The following is a 19,740-nucleotide window of genomic DNA, read 5'->3' as shown; positions in this document are numbered from 1 at the left end:
AAAAGACCCAAACAGCTCCACACTGACTCCGCTTGGATAGCTGATCTTGGCCACCGCTGCCTGAGAAGCGGACTCAGCCAGTTCGATTCTGGTAAAACCGGTGGAAGCATCCTGGGAATCGGTCTTGGTTTCAAACTTTTTGCACCAAGCATAAAAACTCACTTTTGAAATCCCCTCTCGATCGGCAAAAGCTGCTTTACTCAATCCGGATCGCTGCCATCTGTAAAACAGCTCATAATAGGTTTCTATACTCGTCTTTTTCATCCCGCAACTTTAGCTCAGAATTCAAAGCGCATCAAGATGCAATTCGTCGGAGGGATACGGATGATCAATATTTTCCTTGATTCAAAAATGCCTTCAGTGTAATTGTAGTTATGCCCAAGCCTTTTGCTTTTATCTGCAATGCGTTATCCGAAGTAAGCAGTATAGGATTTTCACTTTTGTATCTTAAGGCAACTGAAAGAATAAAATTATCGGGTGACTTCTTATTAAAGTCGTTTGGAAGTAATGATAAATCAGCTGTATCCATCTTAATACCCCGCTTGTCAATACTCTCGTTTATAAGTCTCAAAGCCTTTTGAACGTTTCTTTTTTGTTCTTCGGTCAATGACATTTTTAAGTAATCCAATTCGTCAATGACTTTTGCAGAAAGTACAATACTGTATTTGTGGTCAATTTTTGATATTATATCGGGTTGGTCAACGAATACATTTGTGTCGATGATGTAAATATTCTGTTTGTCATTGACTATTTCCTTTTTTGGCTTTTCAAACTTTGAAAGGTCTATTTTCCCAACTACTTTGATGCCGACTTTGTCCTGAGTTCCCTTTTCAGAACTATCATTCTCTGGTGTTGTTGTTGTTTGATGATCTGGCGAAAAAACTTGCTTTGTTTTCTGTAGATAGGTTTTTACATCATTATTAATAAGTGGATAAAATGAGTGGATATTTTCATCTGTAATAATAACTGTAGATAGTTTAGCTCTCGAAGTCGCCACATTAAAACGGTTCGCTTGTAACGCAAACGGAATGCTTTCCGTTGGTATGAAGAAAATACAGAAGTCTGTTGTTAAGCCTTGTATTCTGTCGATAGTTTCTACCAATACATCCTCTGTATTTGAGCACTTAGAAAAAATCTCTTTTTGTAGAAATCGAACAGTATCCCGATTAAATGCCAATACAGCGATTTCTGCTTTAGCATTATATTGCTTTAAATCATTAACCAAGTCAACAATAAATTTAGAGCACTCCCCAGAAGGTATTCGACCATCTGGTAATTCAAATATTTTTAATGAAGTACCTCCATTATCCTGAAATGTATTTTTTAACAATGGAAATTGACTAAAATTCAGTGGAAGTTGAGCTTCTGATTTGCTCTTTAACATCCCGGAATAAAACGAGTTAGTTGCATCAACACTGTTTTGTGTTAGCCGGTATGAATCAGTAAGTATGTATTGCTTTGTATTCGGCAAATAATAACTTATCGCTTTTAGGCCACATACCATCCAGTGGTAATTATTAATATCTTCAGGTGCATATTCCTTATGGAATATTGGCTCAAGTTGTTTTATGTCGCCAATAATTATACATTTTGTACCCAGCTTTCTTGCTAATGCAATCGTTGATAAAAACGCCTGACTTGCTTCCTCGATAATAATATAATCAAAATGATCATCAACCATTGCCTTTGAAGCAATCTGAGACATAACGTAATAGGTTGACAATAACATTTGAGGCTTTTGCTGACTAAGGCTTTTAAATGGCTTAATGCCTTTTATTTTCTTGTTCTTGGATTCATCCGCAGTCAAAGCTGATTTAAATATTTTACCTTCCGCTAATCCTGTTTTCAGATGCTCTTTTTCCGCCAATTCAACTAAAGCCCTGTTGGTTAGTGCAGTTACTAAAATCCTATAATCTGTTTTCAAAAAGGCACTACAAAGCTGTGCCATTAGATATGTTTTACCTGTACCGGGTGGTCCCTGTATGATAATTATTTCATTCTGAATTAACTCTGTTTGAATTTTTGTTACTATGTTCTCATCTACAACTAATGGTATTGGGTTCCATTTTGCGGAATTAATATCTAAGGACAATATCTCACTTGAATTTGCAGGTGTTTCCCTTAAGAAATTAAGAAGATTCAAAAGATAATTCAGTGGTGGATCAGTGGGTGCTAAAAATACCAATGCATCCTTTTGATACTTTTCGACATCTTCCACTTTTACACCGGACAAGCCAACAATGGAATGACCCTTTTCATAAGTGAAGAAAACCGTTCTTGATTCAAATTGTGCTGTAACTTTTGTTCTTAAATCTTTGTAGGTTAAACCGCCCCAATTTCTCACCGCATCACTCTGCATCTCGGAAACAAAACACTGAAAGTGTTCATTTTTCCTTGGAGGTAAACATATCTTATGATCAAACTTAACAATCAGATTACCCCTTGCTTCGTCAAACCCCTGGTAACGGCATAAGTACAGTTGACCATCTACAAACATTTTAGCAGCTTGCTTTCTGAGTAACTTTTCAAACTCATTCGTTTGAAAGGTTAATTCATCTTGAATAAGATTTATGTGCTTGCTATTATTGATAATCATCTTCGGGGTTTAGTAGTTTAAATATGTCATTTGATTTATCTCGGGAATTATCCCTATCAATCACAAGCAGGTGTTTATTTGCATCTAGATTATGTTCGCAGAAATCAAATAAATCGTCAATTGTTTTTTCATATTGATATGCAAGCAAATGATTTGTGTTCAGACTCAATATTTCTTCAGCTGTTTGGTATATTTTTATTGGTGTTTTTGAGCTAAAATCCAACGCCATTTTAAACCCTTCATCTCGCATTCGTAAGATTTCATTCGTATGTATATACGCAAATGAACCTCTTGCACTATGTACAAAATACTTTTCATTACCGTTTATTAACTGGTTATAGTCCTTGTCTGCTGTATCAAATTGAATTATTGTCGCCTTAGCTAACTTCAACTTCGCTATCAAATTGTATAATTTCTGCTTTTCCTTTGGGTGGCTCTTAGAAAGTTCCAAAATATTTTTCAATTCCGGAATGTGTTCAGCCCATTCAGTATTCTCTAACTCGGAACTAATAAAGTTTTCAACCTCTTTGATGAAATCATATTCTGTTTCATCCTTGTCCTTTTTTGGGCCAGCATCCTGATTATTCTCTTTTGCTGAATTGTCTTCTTCTACGGAGCTACCAAATTCAGCTGATGAATTAGCTTGGCTTGACTTTCTTGGGCGAATCGATTCTTTTAGAGAAATAACTTTTTCCTGAATTGAGGCATAAATGGGCAAGGACTTAAGCATTTCTAAACTGAGGCCGACTGATTCAAGATACTCGTGTACTTGATAATCAGAAAGCTCCAAGAGTAATTGGATTTCCTGTTCCAATCCATTACACTTTAAGAAGGATGCAAAATAATGTGATATATTAAATCGTTCAAGTGGATTTTGCCAACTATTGGTAAAATAAAACCCTTTGTCTGATAAATAATATTTTACACTTGAACCTTTAATTTCAATATCCCCATAATTTAAAATCAAAAGAATCTCTTTGCAAATGTAGAACTTGAAATTTTCAACACTTTTATACGCTTTGTTGAGATACTCTTCTTCGTCCTTAATCTTCATTCTTGAACGAAGTATTAATGACAGTGCTGGCAGAAATTCTAATATTTTGATTGATAGTTTTACATCTTCCTTTTCCTCTTGTACTTTATAATCACATTTGTCAACTATCGGAATCCCAAATAATGAAAACAACTTTTCTACTTTATCATTTACCGTTACATTCTTAGGAATTAAAATGGACGGTATTTTATCGTTATATTCATTAAAACCTTCAATTCGCAGCCAAATTACTTCCGAGTTTTTTCTCGAAACAAAATCATTACATAAGAATTTACTTTTTTTCGCCCAATCTTTGATTTCCTTTTCTTCCTGAATTGTTAATTCATTTAGACCATTAATAATTTCATTATACAATAATCCTACTCTCCTAATATTGTCTCTTTTAAAATATCCCTTCTCATTCGTGTCATTGTTAATTGAAGACAGTATGTTTAGCATATCTGTTAATGTCAATTTTGATTTCAAACCAATTAAATGTATCCACTCTTTAGAAAGAACTTTAGGAACCTGGATAATTGGAATGTACTCTCCACCCAATTCAATTATCTTTTCAGAATTGGCAAAAACATCAGAAGCCAAAAGACATGTTTTTTTATTTGTAGGAATACATTGTTTTGACTTTAGATGCCAGAATATAAATGAAGGAATGCAAACTCTATTACTTTCAAAGTGACCCCAACGCATTAAGTCAATTGATTTAAGCACTGTTGAATTTAATTTATAAACCCTTGCTTCACGGTTGGGACCATGACTATTATACATTGTCAAATTGGGCTCAATTGAAAGGCTATATTTTGAAATCAATCTCTCCCAAAAAATTGAGGAAAATTTAAACTGAGTTGTTTTTGTAAGAAAAGAGAAATAAGTAATATATGCTGGATAGTTCTGAGGAAGGTTGGTATTCACCAAGTGGGGATATGTGTGGCCCTCTTTCCCATATGCAACAGCAGCGGTAAAGAACGGACCACCAAATTCATCATCAGTATTTTGTATTTTATAATTGGTAAGTATATTTATATCATCTGCGACATCAATTGCGATAAATAGGGTTTTCCATTCATAAGCATTATACCTGCCAATATACTCTGTCGAAACTGTAGTCAGACCATTGATATTTGCGGAAAAATCAATAACAGGATTATATGCTGCGGGCAAAAAACAATCCTTTGCTTTGGCCCAACCGTTATTTGTTTTCAGCAGCAAATCTCTTAGGCCATTATAGTGTGCTTCCTCAATTTCCTTTGCTGCATGTAATCTTAAAATAAACTCGGTAACATCAAGGAAATTATCTTCGTTAATGCAAGATTCAATCTTACCTATTATTTCCTTTTCCAAGTATGCTATTTCAGAAGGCTCTTTAACCCCAAAGGTTTTTAACCAATCTATAATGACTGAATCCTCTGAAAAAGAATTGTAGAGTTCTTGGTCAATAAGAGTATTCTCCGTTCCAAAATCAGTTACAAATGTTGCAACAGGAAAACATACTAAAGGTATTTTTTCAAGCTCCTTTTCATTCGTATATATAAATGTATTATTCCGGATTATATAATTCCACTCTCCACTTAAATCGTTGACATCAAGCTGTCTTAAGTAATTTATTAAATTATGATTGTAATCTATTTGGTGGTTAGAAAGAAAAAGGTCTGACTGAAGAAATTTTTTCAAGTCAGATTGAGAGAGGGTCTTTGCCCCATAATGCTTCAGCTTTTCAGAGCCGGGAAAAATTTGTAAAACATTCTGCTCTGTAATTCCAGGCAAAGAGTAGTTAGTACAGACAAACTCTTTTATATACTGATTTGGTATAATATTTCTTGTTAATAATCCAACTTCGTCAATTATTATGTCCGAAATTTTTACAAGCTGGTTATCATTATTTAAAATGAAAGCTACTTTTTCTAACCCAATCTTCAAACCTTCATTAAACCATTTTTTTAGTGGGTCGGATTCAGGCAAATAGTCGCTTAATAATATTTTTAGATAGTCTCGTTTGAAATCGACAGATGCTGCAAATTCAGCACAACATTTCACTAACTCCAAACCAATAACTTTGAAAAGCCATTTGTTCCATATTCTGTCCTTATGCAATTTCTCTCTACCCGCATCCACTAAGAAATTACTATTTACAAGAAACGGGAATCCAAACTCAGTTACAGATGTAGGAAGGTATGTGAAAATGCAGCTTTCGTTGCTGGGCAATAAACTTATGGACTTTAGATCGGCCTCTAATTTAAATGCAAAGGATAATTCTGCACGAATCATTTCCTGCAACTTTTTTGGTGACTTAATGTCCTCCTGTAATTCCTTCTTTATGTCTGGTGGAATAGAGTAACTACCTGTTCTTAAATACCAATTGGAAATATTAATGTCATTCTTATAGAGAGAAAGTATGCCAGGAATATCATCATCAGATTCCTTTTTGATGCACAATTTATGATTACCATGAACTAATGTAACCTTGTGTATTTTACGCAGGAATAAAAGGAATCGTGCATCTGAAAAAAGTTCATTAATATCACGTGCCAATTCGCTTTCATCTCGTATTTTAATTGCTGTTTTTACAGTAAATTTCTCAGATTTTAATATCTGATCAACATCAGTATTGTTTGTAGAATCAGATAATATCGGAATTAGCTGCCACGGAGATTTAAATTTTGTTTGATTAGTTTTTTCCCAGTTTTTCTGAATGCCCCATTTTGGGTTCCATCCATTTTGTAGTATGTGGTTCCTATCAAATCTAAATAACAGATCATTTGTTTTTACATATACCAATCCATCCTGCTGGCCAAAAACTGATTTGAAACCAATCCCTTTATATCCTGTCTTAGCTTCATCATCTCTCTTTGTTCCTCTGCCAATGCCACATAAACCCCTCAAATCTCTTTCGTCAAATGGTTTACCATTGTGCGACAAAACAACAAAACCAGATTTTACTTCAATCATCAATTCTGATTGATCTACTACTGCCGCATCATCGGCATTTTGAATTAACTCATAGATGAATCTTTTATTTTCCGAATAGATATCAATTGCCAAAGCCTCCACTGCCTCAGCTATGTCAATTACATTAAACGGATTGATTTGATTGAGCTTTTCATTATAAATATCATTAATGACAGAATCTAAACTTGAAATATGTTTTGAATCTACACTACCATTTAATGGTTGATTCTTTTCCAACCCATTTGTACCATCAAGTGAAATAACGCAATCCCTTTGAGTTACTAATAAAAAAGGATTTAATTGTATTCTCTTATCTATTGCTGCAAACTGAACTTTAAACTTGTATGACCCTCCCGATTTCAGTATTTTAAGAGGATTTGCCCATATCAGAATGCGTAAAGGAAATTTATCCTCCGGATATTTCAACGGTTTACCTTCAATAGTCGTACAATTAGTAAAAAAACCTTGTGTGCCGTTTTTAGATGGAGCATATTTCCCAATTAATTCATCCTTATCTATATCAACGCCCCAGTAATCCTTTAGGATTGCTTTATACTCGTGATTTGGCTTCGGTAACTTTAATTGCATACTTATGAATGGGAATTAAGAATTTTTACAAAAACCACAAACTCTCCTTCCCGAAGTCAGGTAGTTTGTCGTGTTGGAAATAGGGGTAAATCTCGGCTACCATTTCAGGGTATTTGATGGTAACAGGTAAACTCCGTTGATTGGTGCTTTTCCAGTACATACGGCTGAACTGATATACCTGGTCAATTAGCTGCTCCACCAAATTCATATCATCCAACATGCCTTCTACAGTTGAGGATAAAGCAATCTTCACCGGAAAGTGATATTCCTTTTGTGCTGGCTTTGAGGTTGCATCGTACCGGGTATTGTTGAACAACAGGTATTCAGACTTGCCCACTTTTACAATTGTGCCACTGTAAGGCATCAGGTTCTCCGCATCGCTTACATCAAAGCCCAACAACTCCTTGCTTTCTGTTTTATTGATGGTAACAACTATCACAGGTATATTCAAGCCCAAGGTGTGCAAGGTTCGCAGGTTGGGTTCTAATTCTTTTTTACCAATGTCTTTGTAGAAGTGAATAACCAACCGTGAAGCGGTATAATTTACTGCAATGAACTTCGCTACTGCCTCCCTGATGGAACCTGCAAGACTTATGGTATCATCACCCTTGAAGCAGTCAAAGCCTTTGAAGATGCCCTCATTATTAAAGCAGAAAGCTGACCCTACAAATCTTGATTTACGGGTAACAGAATAGAATGCACCAACGCCCACAATAAGCTCATTGTTGGTTGGCCTGTTCAGCCTCCAGGGCACACCACCTAATTTTGCCAGCATGGCAATTTCTATGTGTGGCAGGAACGTGTTGAAGTATGAATTAGGCTTTCCGTTTTTATACAGGTGTTCACTTTTGATTACCTGCGAAAGCACACCTTCATACAAGAGGATTTCTTTGATCTTATAGTAAATGTTCTTCCGGGTTTCGTCTTTCTCTAATTTGGGCACAGGGTTTACAAAGAGTGCCATGTATTGCGTGTCGGGAAGCCAGTCTGCGTTCTTTACCGCATTGCGAACATCGGCTACTGCATTTTCAACGCTTTCAAACTCTACATTCTTTGTAATGTCTAACTCAAAAGGCACTTTGATGTAGTCCTGCATTTTTGGGAATGGAAAACGGTCGTCTTTCCATCCACTATGCAGATACCTGTATAGCTCAGTTACAGCAGTGGCTTTGTCTGCCTTTTGATAAATGAAAAAGAATTTGAAGTTGCTGGGCTTCTGCGGCAATTGGTAAGGACCTTTTGACTTAAAATCTTTCTTTGGTTCTTTACCTGTTCTGCCACCGGCATACAACAAATCATTCGAACTTGAACTAATGACACGGTATTGCTCTACCTGTGGCCGATAAAAACCTTCTTCGGTTATAGGAATGATTTTGCGGAAGGCTGGCGTATTCAGATACTTGGTGTAAAAATCATGCAGAATGTTCAAGTACTTAGGGTAACGGTTTTTTAAGTCCGGCACATCAAAAGCAATCTCCAGATGTGGTTTTAGTTCATTGCTCAGAATAGGGTAACAGTTCTGCGGCTGGTTGATTACTTCCTGCGGTCTGAATTTCCATTTGTAGATAACGCCATTACAAACTACCCAGTTGTACAGGTTGGTATTGAAGTTGTAAATCTCTGAAACGGGCTTTGCAAATACTTTGGTAGTGCCATCATAAGAAAGTACTAACTCGGGTTTATCTGTTACCCTACCATATTGGACTTTAAGCGTAAACTGATTGTACACTTTGTATTTGGCAGTGCTTTTCTCAGGACTGTGAAACCATACTTCTGTTTCGCTGGTAAAGTCCTGGTGCATGATGTCAGCAATGCCTTCAAAGTGTTTTCTAATAAGGTAACGATAGTAATGATTGGCAAATCGGGTGCTTACAGATAAATCAATATCCAACAGTATTGCACCTTCTCTGGGTGGCTGAAAATCGGTGTACAGCTTTTCTAACTCCAGCAATTCTAATGCAGACAGCTTATCATCAAGAAGCCCTTGCAGATCACCCTTAAACACCGGATAAAAGCCAGGCTGCTTCTGCCTGTAGAATGCAAAAGTTTGTTTACCTGCCGGAGGATTGAAAGGAATGATATTTAAGAGTAATTCTTGCTGCATTATTCGTTCATTTTATCATGGTCTAATTTTTCGATTTCCTTTTTCACTTCATCAATCAACTGCTGTTCAGTTGGCAAATACAATTGGTATTTGCTGGCTATAATGGTTTTATTGTTTTCTGGCAGTGTAATTTTTACCACTGCATCGTTTTTATCGGCACATAATAAAATGCCGATGGTAGGATTTTCAAATTCCTGTTTTTCAAAACGGTCGTAATAGTTTACATACATCTGCAACTGCCCAATATCCTGATGGGTGAGCTTGGTGGTTTTTATTTCAAACAGTACAAAACATTGCAGCAGCCTGTTGTAAAATACCAGGTCAATAGAAAATTCATCGCCTTCTATGTGTATGCGTTTTTGCCTTGCAACAAATGAAAATCCGTTGCCTATTTCCAGTAAAAATTCCTGCAAATGGGTTATGATGGCCGCTTCCAAATCTTTCTCGTAATAAGCCGCCTCCCTCTTTAAACCCAAAAACTCCAGTACCATAGGATCTTTGATGATTTCTTTGGCATCGGAGGGTTGCTTTTCATCCCTTGCTACGGCCAGCACCTCCTTTACATCATTGCTCAGGAGCAACCTTTCAAAAAGTTGGCTGTTTACCTGCCGTTCCAGTTGCCGGGCAGTCCAGTTATTTTTGGCTGCTTCGGCTATGTAAAACTCTCTTTTGTCTTGATTTTCAATGCGTATCAGTGTACGGTAGTGTGTCCAGCTGAATTGCGAACGCAGTGCGTTCGTATTTGGAAAAGTGCGGTAAAACTGGCGGCACATTTCCAACTGCCGTACAGAAAATCCGCTGCCAAACTGGGGTTGCAGGGTTTCGGACAATGACTTAATCAGAAACTCTCCATAGCCTGCCCGTTCTTTGCCCTGCTGCTCTTCTTCCTGTATTACCTGCCCAATTTGCCAATACATCAATACCCGTTCAGTATCTACCGAACGGATTGCCCTTTCTTTTGCCGTAGCAATGATGGACTGTATTTGCTGTATGAGTTCTTGTTTTAACTGCATGGTGTGTTTTTTATTGCAGGTTTTTACTATTGGCCGCCACCCCACTGAACTGTTTCCAAAATGGAAATAGTTGAACAAATGAACTACTCGAATTTTTCGAGCAGTTGCCATTTACATCTTTCACATCACCGGTGGGGGTGTTGTAAAATATGATGTCGTTATGTTGTGGTGTATCACTCATTTTAAATTACTTATTTTTTTAACGCTTACTTATTGGCATTGAACTTCATAAAATCTCTCTGCATTATCTGGAACATGGTTCCGGCAAAGAAATCCCTGAACTCCTTGTTATCATTATACTCCTTGAATACCTCGAAATTGGTCTCGATGTGGTCTATTAGTTTCCGCTTTAGTACATCTTCAAATGTAATCCTTGCATTTTGGGTGTCTGAGTGCTGGAAAGCATTAACAAACTCACTATCATTGGCTACATCTTGCATTAAATCTTCTGTCATTTTCTTCACCTTATCTTCATTGGTAAAGGCAGTACCAAATCTGTCATTAAATGCTTTTACAATGTTTGACAAGTACTCCATTTCAGGTTCGGCAACTCCACCTCTCATTTCAGTGGGGATAGGTTTTAATTCCTCACCCTGCTCAAGTGCAATATTGGTGGTTGCCTCTAATTGATATCGAAGGTTCTCCATGTCTATGTTATCCAAAATGCCTTGTGCTAAATCTTCCTCCTTCTGACGGCCTAACTTATTCTGTAAATGGTTTAAGAATAGGTATAGCCTTTCCAGATATGGGTTGATAAAAGGAACTATTTGAGCAAGGAAAACATAGAGACGAACAAACGTTTTGCATTTGGCACGGAAATCTTCTTGCTGTTCTTCGTTCAAGTGGCTTCTGAAAACTTCGGCAGCGGCATCCAAAATGCTGTGTAACTGATCAACCGGAACATTGGCAATTAGGCGTTGTGAAAACTCCTGCACTTGTTCGGGTGTGTAAACCTGAAAAGCATCTAAAGCCGATTGCAGGTCGAATAGTTTATTAGGGTCTGTTGCCTCACCCAAAATCGTGGTTTCGTAGAATGGGTCGAAAGACTTTTTGATGTCTTCTGCCTTGTTTGCAAAGTCTAATACGAATGTATCTGTTTTACCAGCCGTGGTTCTGTTCAGTCTTGAAAGGGTTTGAACAGCATTTACACCTCCCAATTTCTTATCAACATACATTGTATGTAATAGTGGCTGGTCGAACCCTGTTTGGTATTTGTTGGCAACGATAAGAAAGCGATACTCTGATTTCTTAAACTCATCTGGTATTGCTGAACTTGAAAAGCCATTCAATGAGGCTTCGGTTTGCCCGCCTATTTCACCTGAAAATGCAACAATAGCTTTGAAAGGGTTTCCCGTATCTGCAAGATATCTATCGAATGCTTTTTTATACTTAACTGCATTTTTACGGCTGCTGGTAACCAGCATCGCTTTTGCCAAACCATTTATTTTTTTTCGCTTAATCACCGAATCCATGAAGTGTTCAATCATGATGGCAGTTTTCTTCTCAATAGCCAGGTCATGGCTTTCTACATAGATGCGTAATTTCTTTTGTGCCTTTACTTTATCGAACAGTGGATCATCTTCAATGCGTTTGTATAACCCATAAAAACTTTGGTAGGTAGTATAATTTTCCAGCACATCCCGAATGAAGTTTTCTTCAATGGCTTGCTTCATTGAGTATAAATGAAAAGCCCTGAATTTTTCTTTACCGTTATCGTTAAACTTCTCACCAAACAATTCCAGTGTTTTGTTCTTAGGAGTGGCAGTAAAGGCGAAGTAGCTGGCATTGGTCAGCATCTTCCTGCCTTTTACAATATCTACCACCAAATCTTCAGAAGTAAGTTCATCATACTGGTCTTTGTCCACAAAAATGTATTCATCACCATCCACTTGTACTTTTTCAAAATCTTTGGCCAGGGTTTCATTGAGCTTACCAGCAGTATTACCACTTTGGCTACTATGTGCTTCATCAATGATGATAGCAAACTTGTTGCCCGGCAACTCTCCAATTTCATTAACGATGTAGGGAAACTTCTGAATAGTCGTAATAATTATCTTCTTGCCTTCTTCTAAGGCAGTTTTTAGCTGCTTACTACCTTCGGTAATGGCTTCTACAACCCCTTTTACCTGCTCAAATTGTTTGATGTTATTCCGTATCTGAGCATCCAGTACTTTGCGGTCGGTAACTACAATGACCGTATCAAATACTGTATTGGTATTTGAGTTATCAAATAAACCTACTAACTGGTGAGCCAGCCAGCTGATTGAGTTACTTTTACCTGAACCAGCGGAATGTTGAATAAGGTATCTGCGGCCTACCCCATTTAGTTTTGCATTTTGCAACAGACTGTTTACTGCAAACAACTGATGATAACGAGGAAATATGAGTTTCTTGACTTTCTCCTTTTTGATTTTACCATCAGGCAATATCTTCTCTACTTCCTCTTCAAACAACTGCACATAATTCTGAATGATATTGGTAAGGCTGTCTTTAGTCAATATTTCCTTCCACAAGTAGTCAGTTTTAATGCCCGATGAATTGGGGGGATTACCTGCTCCATTATTATGTCCTTTATTGAAGGGCAGAAAATATGTGCTGCCATTTTTTAAGTGAGTGGTCATCCAAACCTGCTCTGTATCTACGGCAAAGTGCACCATGCATCTGCCGAGGCGAAACAGTTCTTCTTTGCTATCTCTGCTTGTTTTGTATTGTTTGATAGCATCTTTTACATTCTGCTTGGTAAGCTCATTCTTTAATTCAAAAGTGATGATGGGTAAGCCATTGATGAAAATAACCATATCGAGGCTATTTTCATTTTGTGTGCTGTAATGCACCTGTCGGGTTACAGAGAATATATTCTTATTGTAGAGTTCAGTGTCTTGCTGGTTGAGGTTAGAAACGGGTTTATCATAAAACAATTTCAGCTTTATATTATTGTCAGTAATTCCTTTACGCAAAACCTCGATAATGCCCAGCAATTTGATTTGACTATTGAGGCGGTACAACACTTTACTTCTGTAATTGCTGCCATGAATAGCCTGCAATTTTTGTACTGCTTTTTCCTGTGTTGCTTCTAAAAATCCAAAAAACAATTCTTCATCAACACACTCAACACGATTGTACTGGGCATGATGGCGAAGTTGAAATGAATTACCGGCAATCGTATCGCAGAGATACGTTGCAATAAGTGCTTCTAATCCTTTTTCTGATGTATCTGTTTTCATTTTATATCATTCCATTTTTTTTCATCAATGCTGAAACTATATTGCCAATAAGCACTTTCTTTATTTTGCCCTCTGCCAACTGAATTAATGATGTCTCAATTTTTAGTTTTGTCATCCTTGTTGGAAAATCCCTCAACTGCTTTAATATTTCATCGTGTTTTTGAATAATTCCGTTTTGAATGTGAATTGGCATTCTTGCATTGAGTGTTTTAAGTTTATCACAACATTCTTTATACGATTTTAGTAGATTAGTTAAAATAGTATCATGGTTTTTCAAAAATTGAATATCATCGTCTAACCCTGTAACTGCTTCAAATATTTTTTGAACTTCCGTGCTTGTTCTTGAATGAATGAAATTGAAATTAAATTCATCAAATGAGTGATGTTCTTGATTTATTCCCTTGTAGTTTATTTCATCAGTATGCAAAACTTTTAAATGCTCGTTATCCGTTAGCTTTTCTTTTAGCACTCGATAAATTGAGCCTAACGATGGTTCAATTGCGACATGAAATTCATTCGGCTTTAAAGTTCCAGTGAGCTGAATATTGTTCTCCATGCAATACTGTTTGGCTATTGTCTCAAACCAAATACGGCTATATAACAAGGCTTGTCGAATATCAAAGTGGTCAAGTGCATTTTGTATTTTCTCTTTGAAATCTAATTTGTAATGGTAATGAACCACACCTTGCATTGAACATTTCAAAATATAACTTTTAAACTGCCCCCTTTGATTTTCGACACTGAATCGTTCCCAATACAACCTGTCATGAGTGGAAACCACTTGCTGCGTATTTTTTAAATAAGAATCGTTAACCATCATTTCAATAATATTAGCCCGATGGTCTGAATCAATTGCGTTAACTACATCGTCAAAAATTATAAACGGCAGGTTGTTGATTTTTGCATTTGCAAGTAATATTGACAAGCCTAAAGACCTTAAATGACCTTCACTGAATTTAATTGAAGCATCCTCTAAAACTGTTGACCCTTTTACCTGAAACTCAATTTTATAGTCAGAATCACTATTATTGATTTTAAATAAACTCACAGCGTCATGTTCTGCATCATGTTTGTTTATTTGTCTATAAAATCCTGCAATCTCACTCTCCAGTTTCCCAAATCTTGTTTGAAATTCTGTATCCTTAAAAGTTTGAAGTTGGGTGTAGAAGGAAGTGTAAGCGGTAACCAGGGAATCAATGAACGAATTGTAAGTGTCTTCAACAACCTTTTCAGTATTGAGTTCGCCTAAATCTGTCATGTAAGTCCCTAAGGCAAGGTTGACTGTATCTAATTTTGTTTGTGCATTTTCCCAATTGGTTTTAATTGATTCAACAGCCCTTTTTTTCCTATTAAATTCTGAAACTTTCTCATTGTTGGCATTAATGGTGATTTGCTTATGAGACTGTCTTTGTTGCAAAGAATCTACTTCATTAAAATAATTAGATATAGTTGATAATTGAGTTCTTATTGCTGAAACGGTAGTGTCTATCTGATTTCTATCTGATAGAGAATATTGAGGTGATGCTGTGTGTAAAGGCGTACCGCTTGGAATAAGTCCGTTAAGTATTGTTATTGTGGTTCTGTTAAGATTAAGGTAGTTATGTAAGCTCTCAAGCGATTTGAGATTTTGCTCAACAAGTGTTTTATGTGCAATAAATTCAGCTTCCTGCTCTTTAATACCTTGAAGTTTAGCTAATTCTTCAGCTGCCTTTGTAAATGGATTCTTTGTTACACTTGCAAGTGGTGTATCACATGCAGGACATGAATCAGTAACAGTAGTTTGTAGCTCTTGAATTGCAGTATAAAGATTTGAAAAACTCAAATCTGTTTTTGCAGCTATAAGTGCTGTATTCAACTCATCAAACTTTTGCAAATTGCTTTCAAGGGTTTGTATAGCTGTTTCAAAATCCTGTTGCGTATGTGAATGGACTGTAACAGAAGAAAGCGAAAGCGTATCAGCATTGGTTGCCTGTATTGCCTCGTCTAGTTTCAAAAGCTCTGCGTCCAAATCGGCAATCGTTGCATTTGTTTTTGCTAAAATTGTGTCGGCTTTTGTTTTCTCTGCATTGATTGTTTCTTCATGCTCTTTTTTAAGAGTAGTGTTGCTGACGTTAGCTGCATTTAAAGAAGCTATTTTATTTGCAACCACACTTCTCTTGAATGACAATAAATTTGTTCTAAACGCTGTCGGTTGCACAAATGCTTTTGCAAGGTTGGATAAATCATCCATCCCTATTAAAATCGAAAGAATTTGTTCTTTTTTAATGCCAGTATCTTTTGAACCGAACAAACTGAACTCCTGAATCCTGTTTTTCTCAATGAATGCTTGTGAATAATAATTTTTTTCGCTTTCGGAAAGCCTTTCCCCATCAATTGCATCATCAACAAACGAAATGGACAAAGAAGGATTGGCTGTTGAACCTATTCTTTTTATATAATCAGAAATTCTTCTATTTCTTCGAATAGCTTCTCTTACCTGACCAGTTAGTTTATATTCTAAAGCATCACACAATGACGATTTTCCACTCCCATTTGGACCATAAAAAATTGTGTTGTTAGAATCAAAATCAATACAAACCCCTTTACAATCTCCATTAAATCCCGAACCAAACCCTCTGAAATCTTTTACCTGAATCATTTTGATTTTAGAAACCGGAGAATTGAATGCTGTACTTATATCATCGCCCAAATTACGTAGAAGAAAAGTTGAAACATTTTTTATTCGGGTCACTGTTCGTTTATCGAAGTTGAAGTCCTTGATTCTCCTTTTAAGATGTTCCCAAATTTCGCCACCATGAGCTTCTATATCCATCAAGCTGCAATACACAAAATAGAGAAGCCAAACAAACTCGTCTGCTTCACTTTGTATTTTCTGCTTTGCAAATTTTTTGAAATAGTATTTCATCTATTTTACTTTTCTTTTTCCCATCACAGCCTCTGCAATCATTGCTTCTTTATGTTCTCTGATTAATTCAATTTCACGTTCGGCTTTGCTTATTGCTTTATCAATGGTCGCAGTATCAGCCTCCAAATTCAAAACGATTTCCTTCTGTTCTCCAATTGGAGGAATAGGTATTTTTATTGGACCAATCCTGTCAACATTTAAGTTATATTGAGTAGTCAGAGTTGCCTCCGAAAGAAATTTGGCTTTTAGAGCTTTTAAGGCATAGAAAAGGAAATCCAAATCAATTTCTTCATTTGGCACAATCCCCACAATACTATCAGGAAAGCAAGCATTAAAATTGAGAATTGCCACATCACCCACATTTGCTGCAATGGTCAGACAAAGAGTGCCTTTTGGAAATTCCTTACTTACAGAATATCCCCATTCATTCAGTGTTTGTCTATAGCCATTAATATATTTTTTTGCTTATGATACTTCACCAGTTTGTATGAAGGGAAATTCTCCGTCATAAAGTCTTTCATCATTTCTTGGCCTATGAGTGAATTTACCTCTAAGGATTTGAGAAAAACTCTTTATTCGTCTTTGAGGATAACCTTTACTTAACCCTCTTGAATGGATTTGGGTAAACGCAATTATATTTTTTTGCTCTTTCAACAACTCAATAAACCTTAGCTTCTTTACAATAAAGCGGTTTACCTTTTCCTCTTGTGCTTTGATGTATTGTACAATTGCATCCTGCTCGTCCTTTGGCGGCACAATTGAAAAAATGCTGAAGAATTTATCGGAGTATAAACGTAGGCGGCTATCAATAATACCTGTGCTGTGTCTGCGGAACTCGGCTTTAAATAATGCGGTAGTAAACAAATAGCCGAAATATTCCGGGTTATTGTCACCCTTAATACGATACACACAATAGGCAGGGCTGGTAATTCCGTTGTGTGGCGAAATGCCCATACTCCCATTCCACGCCAGCGTAATGTTTACTACCAAATCACCCGGTTCTACCATCTTATAACCTACAAGGCTTTCGGCATTGGTTAAATACTCATCATCACTTTCCAGACTTTCTCTCTTGAGGGTAACTCCAGTATAATGTGAAACAGAAAGCAGTTCTTCACTACCTGTTTCACTTCGGTTATCTACCTCCTGAAACAGATTTTTAATGCGAAGCACATGCCAGTGTGAGGGGAAATCACCCAGCCAAGCTATATTTTTATTGTTTACTGCCGCTGCTGTCATAACTTCTAAATTGTATCAACCGGGTCTGCCGGCCTACGGTGTTGTGGATTAAAATTGGCATCAAAACAAGCCATTGATGTATTAGGTAGACTATTTACAATGACCCTTAAAACATCTTTTACACCAGTAAAGGCATCAAACCAGATTGAAAAGAAACCATTCTTTTCAATCATTGGCGGTATAGCTGCCAAATAGGCTGCCCTTTGCTGTGGCGTTGTTAATGTATTCCATAATGCTCTTTGGGTGTTTGCAACTTGAAATGCAGTATACCTGTTTAGCCATCTTACATCCGTCATTTTTCGTTGGCGAACTGGCGTTTGCTCAATCCGGTTCAACTCGGTATAAGTAATTGTATTAATTGCTTTGGTTCTCTGATTTGGATTTAAAAGCGGATTGAAAACAGGAATACATGCGTACTTGCCGTTTTTCCTATGCTTTCTAATTGTGTAAGAAAAAATCATGTGCGTATTATTTGCGTTTGGCAAATAATGTGTTGCTGCTGTAGCAACTCTTGCAGACTTAGCCAAATTACACGGGCCACAAGCCAGAAATAAATTATTCCATGCAAGAGGAGGAACTATTCCTAAAGATTGAGCTACCAAATGCTCTACCTCAAACCTACTTTGCAACCTGTCATTGCAAAAAACACAATGTTGACCGTATGCATCAGCCAGGTCTTCACGCCATTCCTGATAATTGGTAAATGCTTTATTTACTCCATTTACCTGAGGTATTGGGCTATTCTCTATCGGTCTCATTAAATGATGTTTTTAGCAATTCTGTGAGTTTTTAAATAAGCCCGCAATCCAGTATCAGTGATGGAGTTTTCAAGCTGCTCCAATCGGATTTTATAGTCAGACTTATTATTACTTTTTTCGGCTTCACTTAAAAGATTGAAGTAGTCAACACTTTGCTTTTCTTCTTCCTTTTTCTCTGTACCATAAGATGCTTCAACATTCATCACTTCTTCAGATATTACTTCTATTGGATAATCCTTCGGATTTATAGTGGTGTGTACATCAAGATTAATCAATTCATCTGCATTTATACTTTGCACTATAAATGGCGAATGGGTTGTGACAACAAATTGCATACTCGGGAAAGCAGCTTTCAAATCTTTGATAACATGCCGCTGCCATGTGGGATGCAAGTGCATGTCTACTTCATCAATCAATACCACGCCAGGGCTTTTCACAACTGCATCATAACCCAACTTTCCATTCAACATGATGCAGCGGTAAGCAATTTCTGCCACCATGTTCAACATAGCCTTCATACCATCGCTTAGCATAGAGGCAATCTTTCTTTCAACCGGCTGCCCGTCATTAAAATCTACCAATACTTCAAACTCATCATACTTTGAGTTGTATTCAATTTCTTTTATGTAGGGTATGGCGGTTGTAATGGCATCATACATAGCTTGTATTGTGCCCTCAAATTCTACTTCATCTTTTACCTTCTTTTCGTAACTGTATAGCCATTCATACACACCTGTAAAATCAACACTGTCTCCTAGTGCAGTGTAATATCCTTTCTCCAAACGAGACATCCTCCGCCACTTTTTATCAACCCTTCTTACCTGTGCATTGGTTCGATTAATATAGAAATTAGCTAAAACTGGGTATAGCACATTCTTTTTAGCTGCATGATTGTCAAACAAATAATTAGCATAGCGAATAATATCAGCAGAATGCTCTTTTTTATGAGTAGTGGCATTACTTGGGAGATAGTGTCTTTCCCAACGAAACGGTTCTGGTATTTCACCAACTACATCGTTGTGATACCATTTAGCGGCAACAATTAAAGACGGATTTTCTTTATTGGGCAGATAGTCTTTTCTTTCGGGGTAATATTTTACAAACCGTTCTCCTTTCTTAAACTGCCTTCTGTAAATATAGTTTGCAGGCAATGTAGGCATAGATTGTAAGAAAGCACCTAAACCCACTTGCAATGCATTGAGTAAGGTTGATTTGCCAAGTCCATTATTACCTATGGCCACAGTAAACCTCTCCTTGAACTCGAAAGACTTTTCTTCAAAGCCCTTAAAGTTTTTTATGTGTATGTGTGTTATCAGCAT

11 protein-coding genes are annotated in these 19,740 nt (G+C 36.8%); all 11 read right to left on the bottom strand.

Annotated elements, in window-relative coordinates; all coding sequences use genetic code 11:
* Nucleotides 1-264: IS66 family insertion sequence element accessory protein TnpA (gene tnpA, locus C4S61_RS16555; protein WP_103925911.1), on the bottom strand; the 264-nt coding region annotated here is incomplete at its 3' end.
* 64 nt (nucleotides 265-328) lie between these two features.
* Complete coding sequence (locus tag C4S61_RS16550; RefSeq protein ID WP_103925910.1) at nucleotides 329-2,596, bottom strand: PIN domain-containing protein; 2,268 nt, start codon at nucleotides 2,594-2,596, stop codon at nucleotides 329-331.
* Nucleotides 2,583-7,178, bottom strand: a complete 4,596-nt coding sequence (locus C4S61_RS16545; RefSeq protein WP_103925909.1) for a sacsin N-terminal ATP-binding-like domain-containing protein — start codon at nucleotides 7,176-7,178, stop codon at nucleotides 2,583-2,585. Before C4S61_RS16545 ends, C4S61_RS16550 begins: the two co-directional genes overlap by 14 nt.
* A 25-nt stretch (nucleotides 7,179-7,203) precedes the next feature.
* Nucleotides 7,204-9,282 (bottom strand): Piwi domain-containing protein, encoded by a 2,079-nt coding sequence (locus tag C4S61_RS16540; RefSeq protein WP_103925908.1) that lies wholly within the window; start codon nucleotides 9,280-9,282, stop codon nucleotides 7,204-7,206.
* On the bottom strand, nucleotides 9,282-10,373 hold the full coding sequence (locus C4S61_RS16535) for a PDDEXK nuclease domain-containing protein (protein ID WP_235010055.1): 1,092 nt from the start codon (nucleotides 10,371-10,373) through the stop codon (nucleotides 9,282-9,284). The genes C4S61_RS16540 and C4S61_RS16535 overlap by 1 nt, the downstream gene beginning before the upstream one ends.
* A 128-nt stretch (nucleotides 10,374-10,501) precedes the next feature.
* Nucleotides 10,502-13,519 (bottom strand): type I restriction endonuclease subunit R, encoded by a 3,018-nt coding sequence (locus C4S61_RS16530; RefSeq protein ID WP_103925907.1) that lies wholly within the window; start codon nucleotides 13,517-13,519, stop codon nucleotides 10,502-10,504.
* 1 nt (nucleotide 13,520) lies between these two features.
* On the bottom strand, nucleotides 13,521-16,424 hold the full coding sequence (locus tag C4S61_RS16525) for an AAA family ATPase (protein WP_103925906.1): 2,904 nt from the start codon (nucleotides 16,422-16,424) through the stop codon (nucleotides 13,521-13,523).
* Nucleotides 16,425-16,856 carry a restriction endonuclease subunit S gene (locus tag C4S61_RS22095; RefSeq protein ID WP_262495024.1) on the bottom strand — a complete coding sequence of 144 codons (432 nt, stop codon included), beginning with the start codon at nucleotides 16,854-16,856 and terminating at the stop codon, nucleotides 16,425-16,427.
* Nucleotides 16,857-16,889: 33 nt separating this feature from the next.
* Nucleotides 16,890-17,663, bottom strand: a complete 774-nt coding sequence (locus C4S61_RS22090; protein ID WP_200820602.1) for a restriction endonuclease subunit S domain-containing protein — start codon at nucleotides 17,661-17,663, stop codon at nucleotides 16,890-16,892.
* Nucleotides 17,664-17,668: 5 nt separating this feature from the next.
* Nucleotides 17,669-18,421, bottom strand: a complete 753-nt coding sequence (locus C4S61_RS16515) for an HNH endonuclease (RefSeq protein ID WP_103925905.1) — start codon at nucleotides 18,419-18,421, stop codon at nucleotides 17,669-17,671.
* A complete protein-coding gene (locus C4S61_RS16510) occupies nucleotides 18,421-19,740 on the bottom strand; it encodes an AAA family ATPase (RefSeq protein WP_103925904.1) in 1,320 nt (439 codons plus the stop codon). The genes C4S61_RS16515 and C4S61_RS16510 overlap by 1 nt, the downstream gene beginning before the upstream one ends.

Origin of the sequence: Algoriphagus boritolerans DSM 17298 = JCM 18970 (genome assembly GCF_900108085.1) — a bacterium.
Taxonomy (GTDB): Bacteria; Bacteroidota; Bacteroidia; order Cytophagales; family Cyclobacteriaceae; genus Algoriphagus; species Algoriphagus boritolerans.
The sequence above is the reverse complement of the archived record's forward strand: the minus strand, read 5'-3'. Positions and strand labels throughout refer to the sequence as shown.